This window comes from Flavobacterium sp. JLP (assembly GCF_015350755.1).
Taxonomy (GTDB): Bacteria; Bacteroidota; Bacteroidia; order Flavobacteriales; family Flavobacteriaceae; genus Flavobacterium.
Genome location: NZ_JADKPS010000003.1, coordinates 294,293 through 319,436 on the forward strand (window position 1 = coordinate 294,293; position 25,144 = coordinate 319,436).

Below are 25,144 nucleotides of genomic sequence, written 5' to 3' on the forward strand. Positions count from 1 at the left end.
AATCATTCAATTTAAACCAGCAATCATTTTTTAACTTATCTAAACATTTTTTTTAAACTCTCTTTATAATTTGGAATTTCTAAATTATAAATTCGCATAATTTTTTTCTTATCTAATAATGAAAATTCTGGACGTCTTGCAGGAGTGGGATAAGATGCTGATGGAATTCCTCCAACATTACAACTGTAACCACCCAATTCTTTTATTCTTAATGCAAATTCATACCAACTTATTTCTCCTTCATTTGAATAATTATAAATGCCCGGAATCCATTCTGCGGATTCCAAAATATCAATCATTGCCTTAGCTAAGTCAGCAGCATATGTTGGAGAACCAATTTGATCATTTACAACATTTATTTCATCTCTTTCCTGCATTAGTTGTTGCATGGTTTTAACAAAATTGTTTCCAAATTTGCTATAAACCCAAGAAGTTCTAATAATTATTGAATTTGGATTTTCTTTTAAACATGCAATTTCTCCAGCTCTTTTACTTTCGCCGTAAACATTGATAGGATTAGTTATTGCTTCCTCACTCAATGCAACCGAAGATTCCCCATCAAACACATAATCTGTAGAGATGTGAATTAATTTTGCATTATTTTCTAAAGCATACTTTGCAATTAATTCAACAGCCAAATGATTTACTTTAAAAGCAAGTTCTTTTTCTGTTTCTGCTTTATCTACTGCGGTATAAGCTCCACAATTAAAAATTATATTTGGCTTGATTTCTTCTAGTTGAGTTTGAAGCAAATCCAAATCATCCAAAGTAATTTTAGTTCTATCAGCAAATACCCATTCGTAATTCGAGTATTTTTTGGCAATTACACGTAACTCAGATCCTAATTGACCGTTTGCCCCTGTTACAAGAATTCTTTCCATTAAAATAAACTATTACAATTGTCAATAAAAGGAAGTATTTGATCTTTTTCTGAAACAATTGCCTCTTCTAAATTCATTCCCCAATCAATATTAAGTGACGGATCATCATATTTTATTCCTCCTTCAGAAGCTTTATTGTAAAATTGATCGCATTTATACATTACTGAAGCCGTTTCGCTTATAACAGAAAAACCATGTGCAAAACCTTGTGGTACTAAAAGTTGTTTTTTATTCTCTGCTGAAAGTAATACACTAAAAGATTTTCCGTAAGTAGGAGAATCTTTTCTTAAATCTACTGCTACATCTATAATTTCACCTTCTAAAACACGGACTAATTTCGTTTGAGCAAAGGGAGGATTTTGATAATGCAATCCTCTTAAAGTCCCTCTTTTAGAGAATGATTGATTATCTTGAACAAATTCAATATTAATACCCAAATCTTCAAATTTAGTTTTGCTGTATGATTCAAAAAAATAACCTCTCTCATCTCCAAAAACAGTTGGTTCAACAACCACTAGATCTTTTATAAATGTCTTTTCAATTTTCATCTTAATATTATTCTAATTATTAAAGAAAGTATTAATTACTTCTTTTATTCTATTTCTATCGTCTTCTGTAATGTTTGACCCAGATGGCAAACACAATCCTTTTTCGAATAATTTCTCTGCAACATTATTGCCATAATACGGATAGTGTTCAAAAACTGGTTGTAAATGCATTGGTTTCCAAAGAGGCCTGCTTTCAATATTTGCATTCTCAAGTGCAAGTCTTAAATCATCTTTATTTTTCTGAATTTTTGTTTCAATTAAAATAGTATTTAACCAATAATTAGAAAAATAATCTTCATTTAGAACTTCAAAAAGTTCAACACCATCGATCTTGCTGAAAATATCTTTATAAAATTTATGAATTTCTCTTTTGCTTTTCACGTTTTGATCCAAAATTTTTATTTGTCCTAAACCAACTCCAGCGCAAATATTACTCATTCTATAATTATAACCAATTTCACTATGTTGATAATGAATTGCATTATCTTTAGATTGAGTAGCGTAAAAAATAGCTTTTTCTTTTACTTTTTTAGAGTTTGTGAGTAATGCACCTCCACTTGAGGTTGTAATAATTTTATTCCCATTAAATGATAAAACCCCAAAAGTTCCGAAAGTACCACATTTTTTTCCTTTATAAGAACTTCCTAAAGCCTCTGCACTATCTTCAATAATTGGAATTTCATATCGATCAGCAATGGCATGAATTTCATCCACTTTATATGGGTTACCATACAAATGAACCGTGATAATTGCTTTAGGCTTTTTGCCTTTTTTGATTCTATCCTGGATAGCAATTTCAAGAAATTCTGGACAAATATTCCAAGTATCTTCTTCGCTATCTACAAAAATAGGAGTTGCTCCCTGATATAAAATAGGATTCGCTGATGCTGAAAAAGTCATGCTTTGGCAAATAACTTCATCATTCTCTTTTATTCCTAATAAAATTAAAGCTAAATGTATTGCCGAAGTTCCAGAATTTAAAGCAGTAACAAATGATTTATCAGCAAAATAATTTTCTAAAGAACTTTCAAAATCATCTACATTAGGACCTCCTGAAGTTATCCAATTTGTATCTAAAGCTTTCTGGACGTATTCTTGCTCAAAACCACTTTGCTGCGATAACGAAAGAAAAATTCTTTTATTACTCATTTAATCTCCAATAACCAGACTCATATCGAACATCATCTTCGCTCACATTTGATAAAGGCAATGTTGAAAATGAAATTAATTTTGAATTACTTTGTAGTGATTCTATTGCATTTGCATAACCTGCTGGTATATGAACTACTTTGCTATCTGACTCAGATACTAAAACAGTTTCAATAATTAAATCCTTTGAAGGATTTTCCCAATTATCAACTTTTACAAAATGAATTTTAAAAGAGCCGCTCAAACAATAAAAATTTTTAGCATCTAATTTATGACCTTGCCAGGCACGAATTGGATTTTCATCAGAATTGCTGATGATGTAAAATCTTTCTATGTCTTTAAATGAAAAGTCATTTACGTAAGAAATCGTTCCGCGATGATCTGAAAAATTACCTCCTTGAATTATTTTTGGAATCATGCTTTTAATTTTAAATTGCTTTTATTCAACAAATAAAACTTTAAGGTATATAATAGAAGTAACGGTGTTAAAACAATTACAAATAGTACGATATCATTAACCTTTTGATATAAAAAGATAACTAACGCTGATACTGCACTTTGAACAATTGCGTAATATAAAGACACCAAGCGATGTTGTATTTTATATTCATTACTTAAAACTTGATATAAATGCAGACGATGTGCTTCAAAAATATTTTCTTTTAAATATAATCGATGAATAATTGTACAAACGGCATCAACACCATAAATAGCTAGAAACAATAACCAAATAACAGAATTTGTTACTAAAATAAGTTTTAAAACCAAATAGATTATCCAAAAGGCAATAGCTATACTTCCAACATCTCCGGCAAAGCATTTGGCTTTTTTTCTATAATTAAAGAATAAAAAAACAAGACTTGCAATCATTCCGTATTTTATAAAATTGCCGTCAATAAATAATTGCAATTTGGTGTTTACGTGTAGCAAAGCTCCAAGAACGACTAAAGTGTAAAGACCAGTTATTCCGTTTATGCCATCCATAAAATTGTAGGCATTAATCAATCCTGTTGCTAAAACATACGCAATTAATACTCCCCAAATTGGAACTAAACTAAACAGTCCCAAATCACAAAATATCAAAGTAATAGCTAAAAAGTGTACTGAAATACGGATTTTATTTGACAAACTTTGAATGTCATCCCAAAAACTAACCAAACTAACTAAAGTAATTCCAGTAAAAAAGAAATAATTGTTTTCAATATGCTGTAGAAAATACATCAAAGCAGCAAACCAAAAAATGATTCCACCGCCTCTTAATGTAATCTCCGTATGAGAACTTCTTTGATTCGGTTTATCAATAATATTAAAACGATCTGCTACTTTAAAATAGAGTAGCATTAAAATCATCAAGAGAATTCCGAGTATTGTGTATTCCATTATTTATTTACAAAATTTATTTTACAAATTAAGTGCAATTTACTTACTCCCAATTTGTATCTTTTATTTCATCGTAAACTTTTTGAATACCATCTTCTAAAGTTATTTTTGCTTTCCAGCCTAAACTACTTAATTTCGAAACATCCATTAATTTACGAGGAGTTCCATCAGGTTTTGTTGTATCTGTTAGAATTTTACCATCAAAACCAACAACTTTTTTCACTAATATTGCTAAATCTAAGATTGAAATATCATCTCCGATTCCAATATTAACCAGACCCGAATCATTATAGTTTTCCATTAAAAACAAACATGCCTGAGCTAAGTCATCAGCGTGCAAAAATTCTCTCTTTGGACTTCCTGTTCCCCAAATAGTTACGGAAGCATCGCTATTACGTTTAGCCGTGATGAATTTTCGAAGCATTGCTGGCAATACGTGAGAATTTTTTAAATCGTAATTATCATTTGGTCCATACAAATTGGTTGGCATAACTGAAATAAAATTACATCCAAATTGATCTCTATATGCATCACACATTTTGATACCGGCAATTTTTGCAATTGCATATGGCTCATTTGTTGGTTCTAATTCTCCAGTAAGCATGTACTCCTCTTTCAATGGCTGAGGAGCCATTTTGGGATAAATACATGATGATCCTAGAAACATTAATTTTTTTACTTTATTTAGATAAGCTTGATGAATTACATTATTCTGAATCATCAAGTTTTCATAAATAAAGTCCCCTCTATAAGTATTGTTGGCAATAATCCCACCGACTTTTGCAGCTGCTAAGAAAACATAATCTGGTTTCTCTTTTTCAAAAAATTCTGCAACAGCTTGTTGGTTTCTTAAATCCAGCTCAGAAGAAGTTTTTAAAACAAAATTGGTATATCCTTCAATTTTTAATTGACGTAAAATAGCTGAACCTACCATTCCGCGATGTCCAGCTATATATATTTTATCATTTAAATTCATAATGTTAATTTCTAATTCAAGAATATTATTATTCTGATTTATCTAAATTAATATTTAATAGTCGATTTTACTTCTCTCAACATCTTTTCTTTCTGAACATTTTGAATGTCAGATGCCATCATTTCTTTTACTAATCCAGCTAAATTATATTGAGGAACCCAGCCCAATTTAGTTTTCGATTTCGTAGGATCTCCAATAAGCAGGTCTACTTCTGTTGGGCGGAAATATTGTGGATCAACAGCAATTATCTGTTTTCCTAACTCAATTTGATAAGCAGGATTACTGCAAGAAGCAACATATCCTTTTTCATCGACTCCTTCTCCTCTAAATTCTATATCTATTCCTACTTCTGAAAACGACATTTTAACAAAATCACGTACATAAGTAGTTTCTCCCATCGCAATTACATAATCTTCAGCAACATCTTGTTGTAAAATACGCCACATAGCTTCTACATAATCTTTGGCATGTCCCCAGTCACGTTGGGCATCTAAATTTCCTAAATATAAACAATCTTGTTCTCCTAAAGCAATTGCAGCTGTAGCCATAGTTATTTTTCGTGTCACAAAAGTTTCACCTCGACGAGGCGATTCGTGATTAAATAAAATTCCATTACAAGCAAACATATCATAAGCTTCACGGTAATTTTTGGTAATCCAAAAACCATAAATTTTTGCTACACCATAAGGCGAACGAGGGTAAAAAGGTGAATACTCATCATAAAGTCCTTTTTCATTTTTGTTTTCAGCCAATCCTCCATACAATTCAGATGTAGAGGCTTGATAAATACGTGTTTTCTTTTCTAGCCCTAAAATACGTACAGCCTCTAATATTCTTAGTGTGCCTATACCATCAACATTGGCAACATATTCTGGCGAATCAAAAGAAACTTTTACATGACTCATCGCTCCTAAATTATAGATTTCATCTGGCTGCACCTCTTGTATGATTCGAATAATATTAGTAGAATCAGTCAAATCCCCATAATGCATCTTAAAATTTACATTGGTTTCATGTTGATCCTGATAAATATGGTCAATACGTTGTGTATTAAAAGAAGATGCTCTTCTTTTAACACCATGAACCATATATCCTTTCTCTAATAGTAATTCTGCCAAGTATGAACCATCTTGTCCTGTAATTCCTGTTATAAGTGCAATTTTCATTTTTATAGTTTTATATTTTATTATTATTTATATAATCTACCACAGATTGTGGTTTCCAATCTAACATAGCTCTTGCTTCAGAATCATCAAAAGTCAAATCAGAAGTCATTTTTTTAATTTTTAACGAATTTATTGGTGCTTTATCACCAAGAATATCACCAAATTTACCAAGCAGAAAAGCTATTTTCATTGGTAAATTTGAAGGTTTTTTTTTATTTTTATTTATAGAAATAGCTAAACTTAGCTCATGAAAATTTGGATGGTGACCATCAGTAAGGTTATAAATTCCTCCAATTGGTGCAACTATCGTAATTAATGAAGCCACATCTTTTGCTAATACCATACTTTTTTTAGCTTTACCGCCTCCTATATTAAAATAGTATCCTTTTGTTATGGCTTTAATCATAGCACCTAGGTTACCTGGAGCCTCTTTACCAACTAGCAATGGCAAGCGTAAAATTGTACAAATAACATTATTTTCTTTACACCAATTTGTGATAATTTTTTCAGCCTCAATTTTGCTTGCTCCATATGGATCTGTAGCTTCTAAAGGATGATTTTCTTTAATAGCAGTACCTATTTCTTGTCCATACACTGACACAGAACTTATAAAAACAAATTTTTTAGGTATAATTGAATTTTCTAATCCTTTTAATAAATTTTTAGTCCCCTGTACATTCACCTCGTAAAACTCTTTTTTTTGAATTTCAGTTTTAGGAATACTATGTGCTTTTCCAGCACAATGAATTACAACATCAAAATTATCATTAAAAACTGGAATATCTTTTTCTAATGAAAACTTATAATTTGTAGAATTTCTAGATAATCCTAGAACTTCGCCTTCATTTTCTAATTCTTCAAAAATTGATTTTCCTAAGAAACCGCTTGAACCAGTTATTAAAATTTTCATGTTATATTTTTTATCTCTACTGAGTCGAGTCTTATATTAAATGAATTGAATTAAACGTTTAAATATCCTCACTGGCATTAAATATAATGGTGCTTTCAAGGAATTATTTTTCCAAGCTCTAACAATCTCTTTATTTTGATTAATTATATTAGTAAAACTTTGATTCGTGGCCCCGCCTAGTCTCATCTTTACAATTAAACGATCAATATATTTAATTTTAAAATTATATTTTTTTAACATCCTAAGCATTAATTCATAATCTGCCGCTAATTTATAATCTAAATTAAACAAACCTACTTTGTCATATACTGATCTCTTTACAAATAATGCCGGATGAGGTGGAACATTTCCATTTTCAAAAAAACGATCATAATATGGTTTGCATTTCCAATTTCTTACAATTGCATCTGTATCATTGCTTTTTACATATACAAGATTTCCATACAATACATCTAAATCAGAATCATTGTTAAATTGTTCCATAACATCAGTAATAACTTCAAAATCCTGATATAAATCATCTGAATTCAATATTCCAATTACATCTCCTGTTGCTGATCGAATACCTTTATTCATGGCATCATATAATCCGTTATCTTTTTCTGAAACAAAGTAGCCTAGCCTGCTTTCGTACTCTCTAATAATTGATACCGTATTGTCCTTAGAATTTCCATCTATAATTACATATTCTATGTTTTTATAGGTTTGTCCAAGAACTGACTCTAAAGCATCCTTAATTGTTTTTTCGTTGTTATAAACAACAGTTATAATTGAAATTTTCATTCTATATTTTTAATTAGCAATATATCTTTTGATTAAAAAAAAACTTAAATACATTCTATATTTAATTTTAAACCATACCGAAGTTTTCGAAATTAATGTTGAAACGTTCTCAGTATGCCTTCTGTAATGAATAAGTTTATTATTTAATACTTTGTATCTGAAAAGTAAAGCACCTACTAAAAACAACCAATTATCATGCGTACATAATTTTCTGTCTGAAGGAAAAGGAAGTGCTTTTTTTAATATATCTGATCGAAAAGCTAAACAGCAACCTAAAAAACTAAATTTTATAAGATTTCCTAAACTGGTTTTTTTAATATTTCTTAATTCAAAATAAGAATCTGATATTATTTCATTCTTATTATTAATCACTTTACAGTCTGAAACAATGAAATCATATGTTTTAAGTTCTTCTAAACAAATTTCTACTTTATTAGAAACCCAAATATCATCCTGATCACTCAAAAATATAATATCACCTGTGACTTGATTCAGCGCATTTTCAAAATTACTTGTATATCCTTTTTCCTTATTAAAAAATAATTTTATTCTGCAATCTGAAATCCCCTTGATTACATCAATAGTATTATCTGTTGAATTATCATCTGAAATAATAAGTTCATCATTCTCGGAAAGCTGAATCAAAATTGAATCTATCTGTTGCTTTATATATTTTCCTCCGTTGTATGTTGCCATACAAACTGATATTTTTTTCATAAAAAAATTAACTAATTTAAAAGTAAAAACTTCCTTAAATATTCGGTTATATATTAACAACATTATATTGAATAGCTCTTTTGCTTATTTCCCAGTAATTAATTCTCGCTAAACATAAATATATAGGCCAAATTAAATCAAAAGAAGCTAAAACTGGATTTGTAGCATCAGCAATTAGCATAAAAAAATACCCAATTAAAAATGATAAAAATATCATGTCGTTATTTTTCCGTGAAATATAAAGACCATAAAAAAAAACCCACAAATATGTTCCTACTATAAGAATAAAACCAATTATTCCTGTACTAGCTAGTTTATAATGATAAGAGAGCTCAAATTGATCTGCAAAAATCATTCTACCCGGTGCTGGCTCAAAAAACATTGCTCCAGAACCTTGTCCAAATATTGGTTTTTCAATAAATTTTTGTGTAAGCATCTCCTTTTGCGCAAACTTGATTGGCTCTTTTCCAGAATCAAATGCATTCATAAAAACTTCTGAATATCCATCTATCAATTCTGGATTGTCCGATTTTATTTTAAAAAAAACGATACATAGTATACCCAAAAAAATAAAAGTACTTCTTATTAAGGCTGTTTTGACTTTTTTCGAAAAAAAACCTGAAAAAACAAAAGGGATAAAAGGCAAAACAAACATCATAAGCATTACACTTCTTCTCCCAGAAATTATTAACAAAAAAAAAGTAGCAAATAAAACTATAGATTGTATTATTCTAGAAATACCTATCTCATATTTTGCTAATAATAATAAAAACAATACTGGTGTTGTAAACGTTAAAGTATTTAAGTTTACAAAATTCATTCGGGAACTATCACTATAAATACTAAACGGTATCTCTACTGTATAAATATTAGGAATATCAACTCCAACTAACACACCCCATGCGTAAACTAAATCATAAAAAACTATAAAAAGATGAGCAAAAAAAATCACTTGAACAATTTTTATAAAATATTCAGTCTTTGTCAAAAAAAGTGAAAATAATGCGAAAAAAAAAGGGTATATGCAATATATAGTTACAAATAAGAAAGGATGAGGATTTTGATAAAAAAATCCTAAATAAATGCCGTAAACACCATACATAAAAATCAGTATAAATATAACACGGGCCTTAATTGACAAATTTGAAGGCACTTTTCTTATTAATACTACTAATGCAAGCATTAATGCCATTTTTATTGGATTGTATTGTGAAATAAAGGTCATCATTAAAAACAATAATGATAAACCGCAAAAGGCAATTAAATAATTTCTAGAAACCTTTATATCCATCATTAATTCCTTTAAAAATATTCTTCAATTTAGCAGAAACATTATCTTCAACTATAACAAGTAATAGAATTGACTTTATGAAAAAGAAATTCTTTTTAAGTATCCAAACTGGAAATTTTTTAAAATATGTTTTAGTTAAAAAAAAATGATTTCGTGAGTAATAATATCTTCTGATTAAGTTATGATTTGAAGATTCCAATCCATATTTTTTTACGGGAGTACCTAATTTATGACTCAATAATGGAGCTTCAATTCGTACAACGTTATATCCTGCTATTTTAACTCTTAAAGCAAAATCAAAATCAACACTATCTATAAACAATTTTTCATTGTAAAAACCAATAAAATCAAATATTTTTATGGGATGTAATGTTCCGGATGTTATTAATGTTAAACTATTTTTCCAGGTTATTTTATCAATATTTTCCGTTTTATCTGAAAACTTTGTTCCTATCAATCCAATATTTTTTTCCTTTTTTAAAACTTCCGAATAATAATCAAGTAATTTTATATTTGGCAGTGAATCTTGATCAAATGTAATGACCCACTCGTAAGATAATTTAATAGCTTCAGAAATTCCTTTGTTCAATGCCCATGCAATTCCTTTATTTTTTTCTGAAAAAATAACATCAATTTTATTTAAATACTCATTAGGCAATAAAGATTTTATATCTACAACTGAATTATTGTCAACTATAAAAACCTTATCTACGATTTCTAGGTGGCGAACTACATTATTTACAAAGCTTGAATCTGGATTATAGGTTACTATAACGATGCAGGTATTAAATTTATTTGGTAAACTACTTTCCATTTATTTTTTAAAATCACTTAAAAGCTTAAATATTATCGTTTTACAACTACTTTATTATTTCATAAAATTGATCTGAAAACTCCTTAGTTCTCATTTCTAAAGTTGGTTGATTATCAAGTCTTAAATCTTGAAAATTATAATTATTATTCAACACCGATTCTAATATATTAGCTAATTCATTTTCATCATCTGGATTAAAATAGATTCCTCTAACTGGATCTTGTTCTCTATGAACCGGTATATCTGACAAAATTATAGTTTTATTTATACTTTTTGATTCTTCAACAGTTGAACTCCATCCTTCAAAATATGATGGGTTTATTATTGATAAGGAATTATTCATCAAAGAAAACACCTTATCATAGGGTATTAATCCTAAAAATAAAATATTTTTTTCTAAATCATTATCTTTTACGTATTGTAAAAGTTTTCCAAAATGCTGACCACCATCTCTATAATCATTATGTGACCCTGTTGTTACCAAAAGAACATCTAGACCTTTTTTCTTAAGCAAATTAATAGCTTTAAAAACTATTATATGATTTTTATGACTCCAAAATTGATTTGGCAAATAGAAAAAATTACCCTTAATTCCTAACTCCTCTGCGTCGAAATTTGCTTCAATTGATTTTACATCATTTTGAGGTTGAGAAACAAAATGCAGTACTTTTACTTTATCTGCAAAATTATGATATTGAGTCAATAAGTCATTTTTTGCAGCATAGCTACTAACAACTATTACATCACTTTTAAGTATCCATTTTGTATGTAGTTTTTTTACATAAGATAATTGCTTCGATGTCCACAAATCAGGATAATGTAGATACTGAAAATCTGGTATCCAATTTATAGTTTTAATATTGCTAAAAGGATAAACATAATTAGAATGTGAAATACAATTTATCTTGTGTTTTTTTAATAAATAAAACACAAAAGGATCGAAACCAATAAATTTTTCGCAGATACGGCTTAATAGCCAAGCTATACTTTTGCGTTGAAGTATTCTAGTTCTTACGATTTTAGTGTATGGAGAAAATAAATCTTCATAAGATTTATCTATATTTTGTGGTACAAATAAAACTATTTCTGTTTCATTTGAATGGTGTTTGTTTAAAGCAAAAAAAAGATTTTTTAAATAATTAATACCTCCCTTATACTCAACAGTAAAATTTAATAAAAACCCAACTTTAATCATTATTTAGAGATTTAAAATATTGAACATATTGTTTTATACCATCCTCTATACTTATAGTTGGCTCCCAGTTCAAAGATTTAGATTTTTCGATATCAGCCCAAAAATGCATTGGATCACCTTCTTTAGTATTGCCATTAAACTCAATCTCTGTAGATTTTCCTATGTATTTATTTAGCATCGAGATAATATCATAAATAGATGTCTCAATTCCAGAACCCCCATTTATAACTTCAAAACCAGCGAGCTTAAGAGAGAACATACACAATAGAGAGGCTGCATCAGATACATGTATCCAATCTCTTGTTTCTTTTCCGGTGCCAAAAAAAACTGCATGCTCTAATTTATCAATTTTTTTACATGCATCCCATAATAGTTGTTTTTGTAAACCATCACCGTAAATAGAAAAATATCTGATTATTCCAATATCAATATTAAAATTATTATGATAAGAGAGGCATATTTCTTCAGCTATTTTCTTATGAAAACCATATGGCGAAACTGGAGTTGAAACCATTTCTTCTTTTATCCTGATATGATCTAAATTACCCTGAACTGCAGGACTTGACGGATAAATAAATTTACATTTATTATTTTGTAATCGAATATATTCTAATATAGATAAGGTACTTTGTACACTTTTTTGAAAATCTTCATATGGGTTTTCCCATGAAAATCCAACTGAACCACTACCTCCGCAGTGAACTATAATATCAAATTTATGATTAATGTTAAGCAATGCTTCAAATGTAATTGTGGTTTCATACCATTCATCTATTCCCCATTTAGAATATTCATCTTTATCCCATTTACCATGGCCTATTCCTGCAACGTAATTTCCAGACTTTTTAAATTCTCTTGCTACATTTCTACCTAAAAAACCGTAGGCACCGGTTATTAAAATTTGTTTCATTGATATTTATTTCTTTAGCTCGCCTTCAAGTTTTTTAATAACTACTGCTGGATTTCCTCCAACAACTGTCCAGGCAGAAACATCTTTTGTAACTACACTTCCTGCACCAACAATTGCACCTTCACCAATTGTGACACCTTTTAATATTATACAGTTCATTCCAATCCAAGCATTTGAACAAATTTTAATTGGCTTAGAATCAACCACATCCCAGTTTTTATTTTCAGTAAAAAATTTACCTTCTCTATAATCAGATAATTGTTGTAGAATGTCATTTTGGCGTTCTTTATAATCTAGAGAATGTGAATTATGATCATATACGAACGTTCCCCATGCCATAAAAACATTATCTTCAATTTCAATTTTACTGCGACATATTAAGTTACTTCGTCCAATAAAGACATTGTTTCCAATAATAACCTCGCCCACAGAAGATTCAAAGGATATTAAACAATCTAAAATAGTATCATCCCCAATTTTAATATATTTTTTATCTTTAATAGGATTACTTAGATTAATGGAGAACATTTCAAAAAAATGCGAATTCCCTATTTCTAAGTGATTACTTAATTTTTTTAAATTACTTTTTAATCTATATTTTCTAAAAAAACTTAATGCTTTTGATAACATATTTACAAATTCGTTATTTTTTAAATCTTAATAATTACTATTGAACGTATTATTTATATCGTGCCTTAAACCAATTTTTAATATCAAGCATCTTATTCAAATTATATAAACAAAAAGCAGAAGCTAATATCAAAAGAACTCCATTCAATATATATTGAATAAAACCCTCAAGGTATAAAGAACAGAACAATGTTAGTCCTACAAAACTGCCTAAAATTAAAATGTATTTTACATTTATAATAGAAAATTTAAATGAATTGAGCTGTTTTGCAGAGTAAACGCCAAAAACTAGACATACAAAATTAGCAATGAGAAAACCTATTCCCAGAACATTAAAACCAAAATATTCCCAACCAAAAAAAACAAAACTTATATAAATAATCTGCCTTAGAGTTTCGATAATAATAGCATACCAACCTTTATTCAACGAAAGATAAAGAACCCCAACAGTATAGCTTATAAATGTAAAAAATGAAGCCATCATTTGCCATTTTAAAACTGATACTGCTGAATGAAATGAATTAGTGTATAATATGTTTATTGCTAATGTTGCAAACGCTATCATTCCCATAAGCATTGGTGTACCAACTAACAGTGTCATCTCTAATTGTTGATTTATCAACTTATTACTCGCTTCTTTATTGTCTTTAATAGCACTTAGTCGAGGAAAGTAGTCTGCCAACATAGAATTTAGTAATATATTTATGTACATAGTAGAAATGATCCACACAGCTTGAAAATAGCCAACAGAATCCATCCCTAAATGAGTTCTAATTAAAACTCTAATAACATATAATGAAATTGTAGCAACGAAACCATTTACAACAATGAAAAACCCTAATTTCGCCATTCCTAAACCTTCAGAAAAAGTCTCTGATAATGACAATTGAACTTTTTCTGTAATTACTTTTCTTGCATAATACCATGACACCGTAAGCGAGCCAAGTGCAGTTAAAATCATTGAAGGAACAATTCCTGCTATCCCAAACCACCAAAAAATAGGCAAAGAAATTAGGGTTCCTAAAATAGACCCCAATAGAGTCGCTTTAGCCATTTCTTTTATTCGTCTTAGCCCTTGTAGGATTGCAAGCTGACCTGCTGAAACAGCACTTATCAGCAATGTTACTGACATAAATGCTATACTATATGTATATCCATCATTACCAAAAGAGTAATTGCTAAAAAAATTACACAAAACAATTACAACCAACATACCTACTAAACCTGTACCAAATTCCCAGCGTCTTAGTACTAATATGGTTCTGGCTACACGTTGTGAATCAGTATTGTTTTCTGCAACATTTTTTACACCGCTAAAATTTATTCCTAATCCTGTACCATTTCTAACTAATTCGACAATTGTTTGAAAAATACCTGCTACTCCTACACCTGCAGGCCCTAATAATATTGCTATTATTTTGTTTCTTATAATACCAATAATTATATTTATAATTTGTGCACCTCCAACAATAGAAGTGGATTTAAATATCTGTTTATACGATTCCTTATTTTCTTCCATTTATTATTAACTATTAATTCTATAAAAATAGAATCCTAATATTTTTTGCTTTACTTATTTTGACACACAAAGTCAATAATAAACTATTCTTTATATTAATGTAAAAATTGATTTTACAAAAAATTTCACATTCCAAAACAAAATGATTACTCCTTTTTGTAAAAAATTTAATTTGATTTTCTTTTTAAAGAAATGCATTGAGAACTGCAAATTTAATTTCCAAAGTTCAAAAAGCGTAACTTTTCGTTTTGCAATCTTGTTATGTATGCAAACATCATCATCATCAAGCATAATTTTATAAATGAATGTAGAAAACATTAGTCCTCGTCCATATATTGTAAAAATTATTTTGGCTAACTCATATGATGATATTCTTAATTTTTCAACGCTTTCAATATATGCATCAAATTCTAATATTCGTTTAGCAGGAGAAAAATAAACATTGTTTACATCATAAGTAAACGAAGGGCTTTTGCTGGCTTCATCTTTGCTTTCTGTAAAAAATGAGGGTAATTTTAGGAGCTGAGATTTTCCAATCATCGCCATTTCTGCATTAATTAAATCAGGATAAAAGGAAAAAGGTTTTTGTTCAGCAAATATATTTTTGACAAGTTCTAAATTCCTATATTCTGCCGTTTTGTAGAACATCCCTGAAGGATGGCTTGATAAATAAGCCATATTTATAATAGAATCATACCCCTTTTTGTAGATAATACTTGAGCCCAACAAGTTTTCATTTTGAATATTCAAATCACAACGTCCAAAAACTATTTCAGAATCTATTGTGACATTCTCTATTATTTTTTTTATACTGCGAAAATCTAAATAATCTTTATCAAGACAAAGCACAGCAAATTTTCCTGAGCCTAAACTAATAGCTTTTAAAGGATTAAGAATTCCTCCAATATTTTCTTGATTTTGAAAAAAAGAAAATCGTTTGTCTGTAATTTTATTTAATAAGCTTTTTGTGTTATCTGTAGAACAGTTGTCTAGCACAACTACTTCTATATCTTCTCCTTCATAAAGTAAAATATCATTTACCAACTTGTAGACCTTTTCACATCGATTGTAAGTTGGAATACAAATACTTATAATTGGAATTAATTCCATAATTTTATTTAGGCTTCAAAATTATTAATCTTTTTTCTTTGTCTAACCTGTTGATATTACTGAAAAATCTTTTTTCTTAGTTAAAAAGTATCCTTCAATAAATCTATAAGAAAGACCAGAAATTAAAATTACTAATATGAATATTATTGGATATGCTATTATCAGTAAATCAACCTTATATAGAAAAGTTAATACAAGATTTATAATCAAAACATGGTACATATATACACCATATGAAATTTTTCCTAGATAGTCGAAAATAGGGTAATCAATATTAAATATACTTGTTTTAGTCCTTACGAGATTTAAAATAATAAAACCATACAAAACTGCATGAATCTCCCAGAAAAAACCATGAAAATCATTACCAGAAATAAGTATTACAACTTCTAATAAATAAATAAATATTTGAAAATATTTATTTAAAATAAAACTCTCATCATTAATTTTAGTATGAACAATAGCAAATAGTGCACCTATCAATAAACAATCAAATTTAAGTCTATGTCTAAAAATTATATTTGTATTAAATAATGTATTATAGGAAAACTTATTGATTAGGGTTTGATTATGAGTTGCAAATGAGAGAAAAACACATATAAGCAAATATGCAACTGTAAAAGCAATAATAAATACTACTATTTTTCTTTGGTTAAATTTCTTTACTACAAAAGGCCAAAATATATAAAATTGTTCTTCTATCCCAATTGACCATGCTTGTACACAATATAAAATTGGACCAATTATAATAGATTGTATATGTGGAAGAAATAATACATACAATATTATATTAGAGGCAAAATGATCATGTACATTAACAAATGGAGAACCAATTTTTAAATCTTGAAATTGAGGCATAATAAAAAAACCTAAAATCATTATTATAAAATAAAGAGGCCAAATGCGTAACAACCTTCTAATAATAAATTTTTTTATTGATATGCCAGAAGGAGTTTCTTTCTCTATAAACAGAAGTGATGTAATTAAGAAGCCACTTAATACAAAGAACAAATCTACACTTAAGCTTCCCATTATTTCTATAAATGGTATATCATAAATGTTTGGCAACCCTTTAGCCATTTTAATTTGCTCTGTATGTGCTATAACTACTAAAAAAGCCGCTATAAAACGTAAGGTATTTAAATTTGCAAAGTGTATTTTTTTTATCATTGTGGGGTTGCACTAGGCGTGCATATTAAAAAAGTTCATGATAGTATCTAAGTAAATATTAATAAAATATTTTTATTAATATTTACTTTAAATTCACAACTAAAGACTCTTGCTTTAAGTTTATTCATTTAAATAATCTCGAATAACATTTGCTATATAATCATAATGAGATTCGTTTAACCCAGGCCATACACCTAACCAAAACGATTGATTCATTATAGTATCAGTATTTTCTAAAGATCCTACTACACGATGATCGATATTTGCATATGCAGGCTGTCTTAACAAATTGCCTCCAAATAATAAACGTGTGCCAATTTTATTTTTTTCTAAATGCTGTACTAACATATGGCGGTCATTTGCATCACCTTCACGAAGAGTTAATAAAAATCCAAACCATGATGGTTCTGAATTTGGTGTTGGCTCAGGCAATATAAAAACCTCTTCAAATTCTTTCATACGCTCATACAAAGCAGCATAATTTTCCTTACGGCGTTGTACAAATTGATCTATTTTTTTAATTTGTGAAACTCCAAATGCAGCCTGCATATCAGTGACTTTCAAGTTAAATCCGATATGAGAATATGTATACTTATGATCATATCCATATGGCAATGTGCCTAATTGTTGTCCAAAACGACATCCACATGTATCATCTTTTCCTGGTTCACAATAACAATCACGACCCCAATCACGGAAACTTTCAGCTAATTTTGATAAAATTGGGTTATTAATTAATACTGCACCACCTTCTCCCATTGTTATATGGTGTGCAGGATAAAAAGAAAAAGTAGAGATATCACCAAAAGTACCCGTTTTTTTTCCATTATAAGTCGCACCTAAAGAATCACAATCATCCTCTACCACCCAAAGATTATATTTTTTAGCTACACGCATTACTTCATCTAAATCAAAAGGATTACCCAATGAATGCGCAATCATAATTGCCTTTGTTTTAGGACTAACTGCTGCTTCAATCATATCTGCTTTCACATTGTGTGTTGCGATATCAACATCAATAAATACTGGAATAGCTCCAAACTGAATAATTGGATTTATTGTTGTTGGGAAACCTGCGGCTACGGTAATAACTTCGTCTCCAGGCTTTATTGCTCTTTCTCCTAATTTTGGAGAAGTTAAGGCATAAAATGCTACAAGGTTAGCAGAAGATCCTGAATTTACTAAAAGAGATCTGTGCGCGCCAAAATACGCAGCAAAATCTGCCTCAAACTTATTTGCAAAGCGTCCTGCTGTTAACCAACCATCAAGAGCTGCATCAACTCCCATTAAAATATCCTCCTCATCTAATACTTTTCCTGTAACTGGAATGTAGTTTTGTCCTGCAACAATTACTTGAGTTGATTTCTTTTTTGCTATTTCTCTTAAGCTATTTAATAGAGAATCTTCTTTTAAATTTTGTAACATATCAATGATTGATTAAATCTTTTTATTTTTAACTTTTAGTTCTAATTATTTTTTTTTAACTGATTCCACAAAATTGTTCTATTAATTGCTTCATCAATTGTAAATATTTCTTTAAAATGTAATTCTTTTTTAATTTTATCAGTATTAGGTACCAGTTTGGAAACGCTTAAATAATCCTTAGATGATCTAGATAAAATTTCCATTTTGGATCCTGATTGATTTTGAATTTTTATAGCCAATTCATTTAAAGATATTGAAGTACTGCTGCCTAAATTATATATTTCGCCAATTTTACCATCAATTAATGATTTTAAAATGCAATATGCCATATCACTTGCATATAAATAACTTCTTTCAGTCAATCCATTTCCTACAATTCTGATTGGTCCACCTAAAATTGCATCTCTAATAAAGCTATTAATTGCCCACGGTTTTTCTATGTCTTGATATGGGCCTATAAAGGCAAATGGTCTCAAAATTACTATAGGCAGCCTTAAATTATTTTTGTAGTAAGAACATAAAGTTTCACTTATTCTCTTAGACTCAGCATAACAATTAGCAATATTAAGTGCTTCAAAAGAACCAAAAGAATTTTCGCTTATTAATTGTTCTGTTTCATTTTTACCATAAACTTGGTGTGAACTTAAGTGTACTATTTTTTTTAAATCCTGAATTCTAGAAGCAGCATCCAATAAAGATTGAGTGCCCTTATAAAATGTTTCAATTGTTTTTAAAGGATCAGAAACATGTTCTCTATTATCTGGAGAACCTGCAGCATGAATAATATAATTTATATCACTAGGTAAATCATGCAAATACCTTACATCCTGCTCTATAAAATTTATAAAGCTTTTTTCTGCCAAATGAGGAACGTCTTCTTTAAACTTAACTATATCTCTACCTAACAAATATAATTTAATGTTTACATTGCTGGCAGAATTTATATAAGACACCATTTCCGCTATCCACTTACCAATAAACCCTGTTCCGCCAGTGATTAGTATTGATTGATTATCCAAAATTGAAAAACTTTCAATTTCTACACATGAAGTTTTACAGTCCTCAAATACAATTTTATTTTTAGCTAAACTCATTATTTTCGATTTCTAATTAAATCCATCACTACCTCAATAATAATATCTTCTTGACCTCCAACAATTTTTCTTTTACCTAACTCACGATAGACATCTCTTGGATCCACTTCATATTCATTTGAAATTCTGGTAACATGTTTTGCAAAACCCGAAAAAACTCCTGATAAACCACTAACAATACTATCTGATTTAATAGTAGGAACAGTGCTCATGATTTTTTTCTCGGCTATATCAGATGCATCAAGAATTTTGTATAAATCTATTCCGGTTACATATCCCATTTTTTCTAAAACAGCAACCAAAACTTCTAATTGTGCATTTCCAGCACCAGCACCAAAACCTCTCGCAGTTCCATCAAGAATTTTTGCTCCCGACTCAATAGCTGTGATAGAATTTGCGATAGCCATTCCGAGATTGTTATGTGCATGAAAACCTACTGGAACTTTTAGTCCATTAACTAATGCTGAAATCTTTTCTTGGACATCAGATGGCAAATAAGCTCCCGCTGAATCCATAACAATAATTCCTTCTGCTCCATATAACTCCATTTTCTGTGCTTCCTCTACCAAAACAGATGCTGAAGCCATATGGCTCATCATTAAAACGCCATATGCTTCTTTCCCTCTTTCTCTAACATAACCAAGATGACGTTGTGTAATATCAGCTTCAGTACAGTGAGAAGCTACCCTTATTACATCAACTCCAATATCTATAGCATTTATTAAATCTCGTTTTATAGTAGCAAACCCTGGAATAACATGTATTCCTAATTTACTTTTATTAAGATGTTTTCTAGCCGTCTCTAAAATGGTTTTATCATCTTCTTTACTTAATCCTACTTGTAACGAAGATGCCCCTAATCCATTCCCATGACCTACTTCTACAATAGGAACTCCTGCTTTATCAGCAGCTTCAGAATAAATTGCAATTTGTTCAGCACTTAACTGATGAGCGCAGGCATGATTTCCATCTCGTAATGTAGGATCGCTAATTAATATTTGTTTAATCATGAAAATTTATTTGATATTATTAAAACTTTTAGAATATTGTTCAGCAACAGCAATCGCTGCACAATTGATAATATCTAAATTACCAGCATATTTAGGCAAATAATCTCCTAATCCTTGTGCCTTCACCATAATTACTATTCTTCCGTTTTCAAAAACAGGTGGAACTAACAAGCTATACCCTGGTACGTAATCCTGTATTTTTTTTATCATTATATCAATTTCTTTTTGCAAATATTCCATATTTGGATTCTCAACCTGAGCAAAGATAGTAGTTTGCATATCGATACAAGGATCAGCAGGATTCAAATTTAAAATTGCTTTTGTTCTAGGAACATTAGAAAAATGTTTTATACCATTTTCAGTAGTATCAACATATTCATCTAAATTCAATCTAGTTGCTGGCCCGGCGCTTCTTGAAGCAATACTCGAAACTACTTCAATATATTCTACATTCTTCTGAGTCTTCCCTATCACGTGAGCAATAGGAATTGAAGCCTGACCACCACAAGTAATCATGTTTACATTTCTATGTTCTATAACTTCATCTAAATTTACTGCAGGAATACAAAATACTCCTAATTTAGCAGGAGTCATATCAACAACGATTTTACCTAATTTATCTAAAATATCCCAATGAATTTTAGCATCTTTAGCAGATGTTGCATCAAAAACCAAATCAACTAAATCTGAATTTTTTACTATCGCATTTATACTTTCATCAGAAACCTTAACCCCCATAGCAATAGCTTTAGCCATACCTGGTGAAGACAGATTTCTACCTATAAATAATACACATTCTAAAAACTCAGAACGCTGGATTTTTATTAATAAATCAGTACCTATATTTCCACTCCCTAATATTGCTACTCTTAATTTTTTCATTTTTTAAATATTAATTGATATTCCCAACTCTAATAGTTTCTCTTCACTAAGTTCAGGAACCATTTCATGTAACATATTTGATTTAAAACTACCATTTGGTAATTTCACTGACGTCACTGCAGGAATCATAGTCACATTTTCAGGAACAATTATTTCTACAATTACCGGTCCTTTTTTATTATTAAGATCAGTAAATAGCTTTTCTAATTCACTATACTTATCTTTACGTATATATTCTAAATTGTAAGCATCAGATAATTTTTCCCAATTGGGGAATGTTACTCCCGTATCTTGACTTGCTGCAGCAATATGACCATCCAAAAACGAAGCTTGACTATTTCTTATTGAAGCATAACCATTATTATTTATAATGATAATTTTGCAATTTAAGTTGTAGTGTGAAATTGTTTGTAATTCCTGAACATTTAACTGCATTGATCCATCACCAACCAAACAAATAATGTTTTTAGCTGGCGCAGCAAATGCAGCTCCAATAGATGCTGGTAAAGCATATCCCATTGCTCCTAATGCTCCAGATAATATTATTCTTTGATCTATTTTACTTAATAAAGCTTGTCCCGTTATATAATATAAAGAACCAGAATCTGCAATTACAATATCATCATCATTCAAATTATTACTTAACAAGTCTATAAAATGATATGTATTAATTTGATCATCTAAGCGAACATGAGGTTCATTAATTATTAGAAATTCCTTTTTCCATTTTGTTAACTTCTCTAACCATAAATTAACTTTCAAAGTTTCCACTTCATTGTATAATTTACTTATAAAAGTAGATACATCTGATTTAATTTGAAGATTGCTGATACCTTTGTTCTTTTCTAGAACAGCATCATCAATATCTACAACAATTTTTTTTGCATTAGGCGCAAATGATTCTAATTCATATCCTGTAGTTGTAATATGAAGGCTTGTTCCTATAGTAATTATTAGATCTGAAGTTTGAACAGCAAAATTTCCAGCTCTGTCTCCTCTTAGACCAACTTTTCCGACATATAAATTGTCTATATAGGGTAATAAATCATTAGCTAATTGAGTGGTAACTACAGGTATTTGTAAATGACTAATTAGAGCTCTAAATTGTTCAACCTGATTAGCTGCTCTAATACCATGTCCCGCTATAATTAACGGTTGTTTAGCATTTTTTAAATCATTTTTTAAAGTATCTAGATCGAAGTTATATTTCATTTCTTCAGGAGAAATAAAATGTAATAATTCATCTTCATCAACCATTGCTCCTTGAACATCCAGAGGAATATCTAGCAACACAGGTCCAGGACGGCCATTTGTAGCCAAAAAATAGGCTTTTTCTAAGTGAAATAAAACTTCTTTTGGATTGTTCAAAAAGAAAGAATATTTAGTAATAGGTTTGGTAATTTCAGAAATATCTACTTCAAAATTGCCTAACATTCTTAAGTTATCAATTCCACTTTCTCTTGATGTAAGTGAAGCTCGACTCTGTCCTGTTAAAAACATAACTGGAGATGAATCTAACCAAGCTCCTGCTATCCCAGTTACGGTATTAGTTGCCCCTGGTCCGCTGGTAGCATAACATACTCCTATAGTGTTTTTTACCCTGGCGTATGCTTCAGCAGATATAGAACATGCTTGTTCATGATGGTTACAAACATATTTTATTTTTTTTGATTTACTAACTGAATCCAGTAAATGCATCATCATCCCTCCCGATAGTAAAAAAACATGCTCTACTCTTTTCTCTTCAAAAAAATTAACTATTAAATCTGATACTTTAATTAATCTACCCATTAATTGTCGCCTTTAAAATTATTTAATGTATTTTTAAATGTGGTTTTAAGCACATAACTATCAACACTATGAACAAATACATTTACTCCCTTATTCTTATATTTTTTTTGATCTTCAATACTGTTGACCATTAGTCCGACTTGTTTTGATGCTTTTCTACATTTTTCAATAATTTCATCCATCAACATCAATAACTTAGGAGAATCCATAATGCCAATACAATCCAATTGTGCAGATAAATCGTAAACACCTATATATAAAATATCTAATTCTAAAATACTAAGGATTCGATCTAGTTCCGTGATCGCATTTAATGTTTCTATAATTGCAATACACTTAATCTTTTTTTCAGAAATATTCTCGTATCCATACTTACCTGCTGAAACAAATGGGTTGAATCCACGTATCCCCTTAGGTGCATATTGGGTCATTTTAGTTGCCAAATTAAAATCCTCATAATTATTTAATTGAGGAAAAACAATTCCATCAGCACCTAAATCCAAGCAACGTTGAACTTCAACTTTATCCAATCCACTTACCCTCACATATGCCAATGATTTATTCAAATGGCAAATTCTAATATCTTGTTCCAAAGTATGAAAATCATAAGCGCCATGTTCACAATCCAATATTTGAAAATCGTATTTACTCTGAGCAATAATATCGGTTAAAGTCATTGACGGAATTATTCGCCAAATACCATGTGATTCACTATTTTCATTATAATTCATAATTTAAAAATAATTTGATTAGCGAATAAGTTTGTTGTATGCAATTGTTTTTTTTATACAAGTTTCTAAGTTTGTATAAATCCCTAAATTTAAATTTTTTATAGCCTTATCAGTATTAGGAACATATCTTAGTGGAGGTTTATTAGACCTTGGTGTTTTAGTAATCACTTTTATATGATTTGCATTGTCTTGTTTTGAGATAAGATTTGCAAGATCAGATATCGTGATACCTTTATTTGATCCAACATTATAAGGACTATTATTTTCTCCGCCAAATAATATTGTCCACAACCATACTGCCAAATCAGCAGAATACATATAAGACCGGTAGGGTGTTCCATCTCCTTCGATAACTATATCATCATTATCTAATAAATTTTTAATAAAATTACCGGCTGCAAAATGAGAATTTAATTCTAAGAATGGCCCCATAAAAGCATAACATCTTGCAATTTTAACTGGTAAATTAAATAATTTATAATGAGCTGCACATAAGAGTTCTGCCATTCTTTTCCCTTCGCCATACATAGACATTGCATCTGATGTGATAGGGGCTCCTATGAAATTTTCTGAAATATTCTCAATATCTGAAGGTTGTCTTCCATATACTGCTCCACTACTAGTAAGTAAAAATGATTTTACATTTTTTAACTCTGCAAATTCTAAAACTCTTTTAGTTCCGTTTACAACCGTTTCGAACATAACTAGTGGTTCCTCATCATTCAACTTTACACTAGCCTCAGTAGCTGCATGAATTATATAATCAATATGGTTTTCTATAAAATCAAAATTAAGAACATCACCTTCTAAAAAACTAATTTCATTATAATCCTCAATCCACTTATTTTTATCTAGAAATTTATTTTTATCACGTGTAAGAACTATTATATTTGAATTTAATTTTAATTTCCTATTAATAAAAATAAAACTCATTAATAGCCAGATTCCAAAAAAACCGGTACCTCCTGTAAGGAATATTGTTTTATTTTTATTTTCTAACCAAAGATTTTTAGTATTTTCAAATACTAAATTTAAATCATCTTCAAAATAATTCAGCATTTA

25 protein-coding genes are annotated in these 25,144 nt (G+C 29.5%); all 25 read right to left on the minus strand.

Annotated features, from left to right (window positions below; genetic code table 11):
- Positions 1-35: 35 nt before the first annotated feature.
- Entirely contained in the window at positions 36-881 is an 846-nt protein-coding gene (gene rfbD, locus IRZ83_RS10785) for a dTDP-4-dehydrorhamnose reductase (protein ID WP_194568679.1), read from the minus strand.
- Positions 881-1,429, minus strand: a complete 549-nt coding sequence (gene rfbC, locus IRZ83_RS10790; RefSeq protein ID WP_029272104.1) for a dTDP-4-dehydrorhamnose 3,5-epimerase — start codon at positions 1,427-1,429, stop codon at positions 881-883. Before rfbC ends, rfbD begins: the two co-directional genes overlap by 1 nt.
- Before the next feature lie 12 nt (positions 1,430-1,441).
- Positions 1,442-2,578: a DegT/DnrJ/EryC1/StrS family aminotransferase gene (locus IRZ83_RS10795; RefSeq protein WP_194568681.1), complete on the minus strand. Its 1,137-nt coding sequence runs from the start codon at positions 2,576-2,578 to the stop codon at positions 1,442-1,444.
- Positions 2,571-2,996: a WxcM-like domain-containing protein gene (locus tag IRZ83_RS10800; protein ID WP_029272102.1), complete on the minus strand. Its 426-nt coding sequence runs from the start codon at positions 2,994-2,996 to the stop codon at positions 2,571-2,573. Before IRZ83_RS10800 ends, IRZ83_RS10795 begins: the two co-directional genes overlap by 8 nt.
- Complete coding sequence (locus IRZ83_RS10805; RefSeq protein ID WP_194568683.1) at positions 2,993-3,958, minus strand: MraY family glycosyltransferase; 966 nt, start codon at positions 3,956-3,958, stop codon at positions 2,993-2,995. The genes IRZ83_RS10800 and IRZ83_RS10805 overlap by 4 nt, the downstream gene beginning before the upstream one ends.
- 43 nt (positions 3,959-4,001) lie before the next feature.
- Positions 4,002-4,934 (minus strand): GDP-L-fucose synthase family protein, encoded by a 933-nt coding sequence (locus IRZ83_RS10810; RefSeq protein WP_194568685.1) that lies wholly within the window; start codon positions 4,932-4,934, stop codon positions 4,002-4,004.
- A gap of 47 nt (positions 4,935-4,981) precedes the next feature.
- Positions 4,982-6,100 (minus strand): GDP-mannose 4,6-dehydratase, encoded by a 1,119-nt coding sequence (gene gmd / locus IRZ83_RS10815; protein ID WP_194568687.1) that lies wholly within the window; start codon positions 6,098-6,100, stop codon positions 4,982-4,984.
- A 10-nt stretch (positions 6,101-6,110) separates the two neighbouring features.
- Positions 6,111-7,010: an NAD-dependent epimerase/dehydratase family protein gene (locus tag IRZ83_RS10820; RefSeq protein WP_194568689.1), complete on the minus strand. Its 900-nt coding sequence runs from the start codon at positions 7,008-7,010 to the stop codon at positions 6,111-6,113.
- Between the two features lie 36 nt (positions 7,011-7,046).
- The gene (locus tag IRZ83_RS10825) at positions 7,047-7,793 is read right to left on the minus strand and encodes a glycosyltransferase family 2 protein (protein ID WP_194568691.1); all 747 of its coding nucleotides are present in this window, start codon (positions 7,791-7,793) and stop codon (positions 7,047-7,049) included.
- 9 nt (positions 7,794-7,802) lie between these two features.
- The gene (locus IRZ83_RS10830) at positions 7,803-8,510 is read right to left on the minus strand and encodes a glycosyltransferase family 2 protein (RefSeq protein ID WP_194568693.1); all 708 of its coding nucleotides are present in this window, start codon (positions 8,508-8,510) and stop codon (positions 7,803-7,805) included.
- A gap of 46 nt (positions 8,511-8,556) precedes the next feature.
- On the minus strand, positions 8,557-9,804 hold the full coding sequence (locus tag IRZ83_RS10835) for an O-antigen ligase family protein (protein ID WP_194568695.1): 1,248 nt from the start codon (positions 9,802-9,804) through the stop codon (positions 8,557-8,559).
- Positions 9,782-10,615 carry a glycosyltransferase gene (locus IRZ83_RS10840; RefSeq protein WP_194568697.1) on the minus strand — a complete coding sequence of 278 codons (834 nt, stop codon included), beginning with the start codon at positions 10,613-10,615 and terminating at the stop codon, positions 9,782-9,784. Before IRZ83_RS10840 ends, IRZ83_RS10835 begins: the two co-directional genes overlap by 23 nt.
- Before the next feature lie 46 nt (positions 10,616-10,661).
- Positions 10,662-11,810: a glycosyltransferase family 4 protein gene (locus IRZ83_RS10845; protein ID WP_194568699.1), complete on the minus strand. Its 1,149-nt coding sequence runs from the start codon at positions 11,808-11,810 to the stop codon at positions 10,662-10,664.
- Positions 11,803-12,720, minus strand: a complete 918-nt coding sequence (locus IRZ83_RS10850; protein ID WP_194568701.1) for an NAD-dependent epimerase/dehydratase family protein — start codon at positions 12,718-12,720, stop codon at positions 11,803-11,805. Before IRZ83_RS10850 ends, IRZ83_RS10845 begins: the two co-directional genes overlap by 8 nt.
- A gap of 6 nt (positions 12,721-12,726) precedes the next feature.
- Complete coding sequence (locus IRZ83_RS19625) at positions 12,727-13,350, minus strand: acyltransferase (RefSeq protein ID WP_194568703.1); 624 nt, start codon at positions 13,348-13,350, stop codon at positions 12,727-12,729.
- A gap of 49 nt (positions 13,351-13,399) precedes the next feature.
- Positions 13,400-14,869: an oligosaccharide flippase family protein gene (locus IRZ83_RS10860; RefSeq protein ID WP_194568705.1), complete on the minus strand. Its 1,470-nt coding sequence runs from the start codon at positions 14,867-14,869 to the stop codon at positions 13,400-13,402.
- Positions 14,870-14,959: 90 nt separating this feature from the next.
- The gene (locus IRZ83_RS10865; RefSeq protein ID WP_194568706.1) at positions 14,960-15,979 is read right to left on the minus strand and encodes a glycosyltransferase; all 1,020 of its coding nucleotides are present in this window, start codon (positions 15,977-15,979) and stop codon (positions 14,960-14,962) included.
- Positions 15,980-16,021: 42 nt separating this feature from the next.
- Complete coding sequence (locus tag IRZ83_RS10870) at positions 16,022-17,149, minus strand: acyltransferase family protein (RefSeq protein ID WP_194568707.1); 1,128 nt, start codon at positions 17,147-17,149, stop codon at positions 16,022-16,024.
- A gap of 120 nt (positions 17,150-17,269) precedes the next feature.
- A complete protein-coding gene (rfbH, locus tag IRZ83_RS10875; protein WP_194568708.1) occupies positions 17,270-18,574 on the minus strand; it encodes a lipopolysaccharide biosynthesis protein RfbH in 1,305 nt (434 codons plus the stop codon).
- Between the two features lie 41 nt (positions 18,575-18,615).
- On the minus strand, positions 18,616-19,668 hold the full coding sequence (locus IRZ83_RS10880; protein WP_194568709.1) for an NAD-dependent epimerase/dehydratase family protein: 1,053 nt from the start codon (positions 19,666-19,668) through the stop codon (positions 18,616-18,618).
- Complete coding sequence (gene dmpG, locus IRZ83_RS10885) at positions 19,668-20,678, minus strand: 4-hydroxy-2-oxovalerate aldolase (RefSeq protein WP_194568711.1); 1,011 nt, start codon at positions 20,676-20,678, stop codon at positions 19,668-19,670. The genes IRZ83_RS10880 and dmpG overlap by 1 nt, the downstream gene beginning before the upstream one ends.
- 6 nt (positions 20,679-20,684) lie before the next feature.
- A complete protein-coding gene (locus IRZ83_RS10890) occupies positions 20,685-21,560 on the minus strand; it encodes an acetaldehyde dehydrogenase (acetylating) (RefSeq protein WP_029272082.1) in 876 nt (291 codons plus the stop codon).
- A 3-nt stretch (positions 21,561-21,563) separates the two neighbouring features.
- Positions 21,564-23,351 (minus strand): thiamine pyrophosphate-binding protein, encoded by a 1,788-nt coding sequence (locus IRZ83_RS10895; RefSeq protein ID WP_194568713.1) that lies wholly within the window; start codon positions 23,349-23,351, stop codon positions 21,564-21,566.
- Positions 23,351-24,082: an HpcH/HpaI aldolase family protein gene (locus IRZ83_RS10900; protein WP_194568715.1), complete on the minus strand. Its 732-nt coding sequence runs from the start codon at positions 24,080-24,082 to the stop codon at positions 23,351-23,353. The genes IRZ83_RS10895 and IRZ83_RS10900 overlap by 1 nt, the downstream gene beginning before the upstream one ends.
- A gap of 18 nt (positions 24,083-24,100) precedes the next feature.
- Positions 24,101-25,141, minus strand: a complete 1,041-nt coding sequence (locus IRZ83_RS10905; RefSeq protein ID WP_194568717.1) for an NAD-dependent epimerase/dehydratase family protein — start codon at positions 25,139-25,141, stop codon at positions 24,101-24,103.
- Positions 25,142-25,144 lie beyond the last annotated feature (3 nt).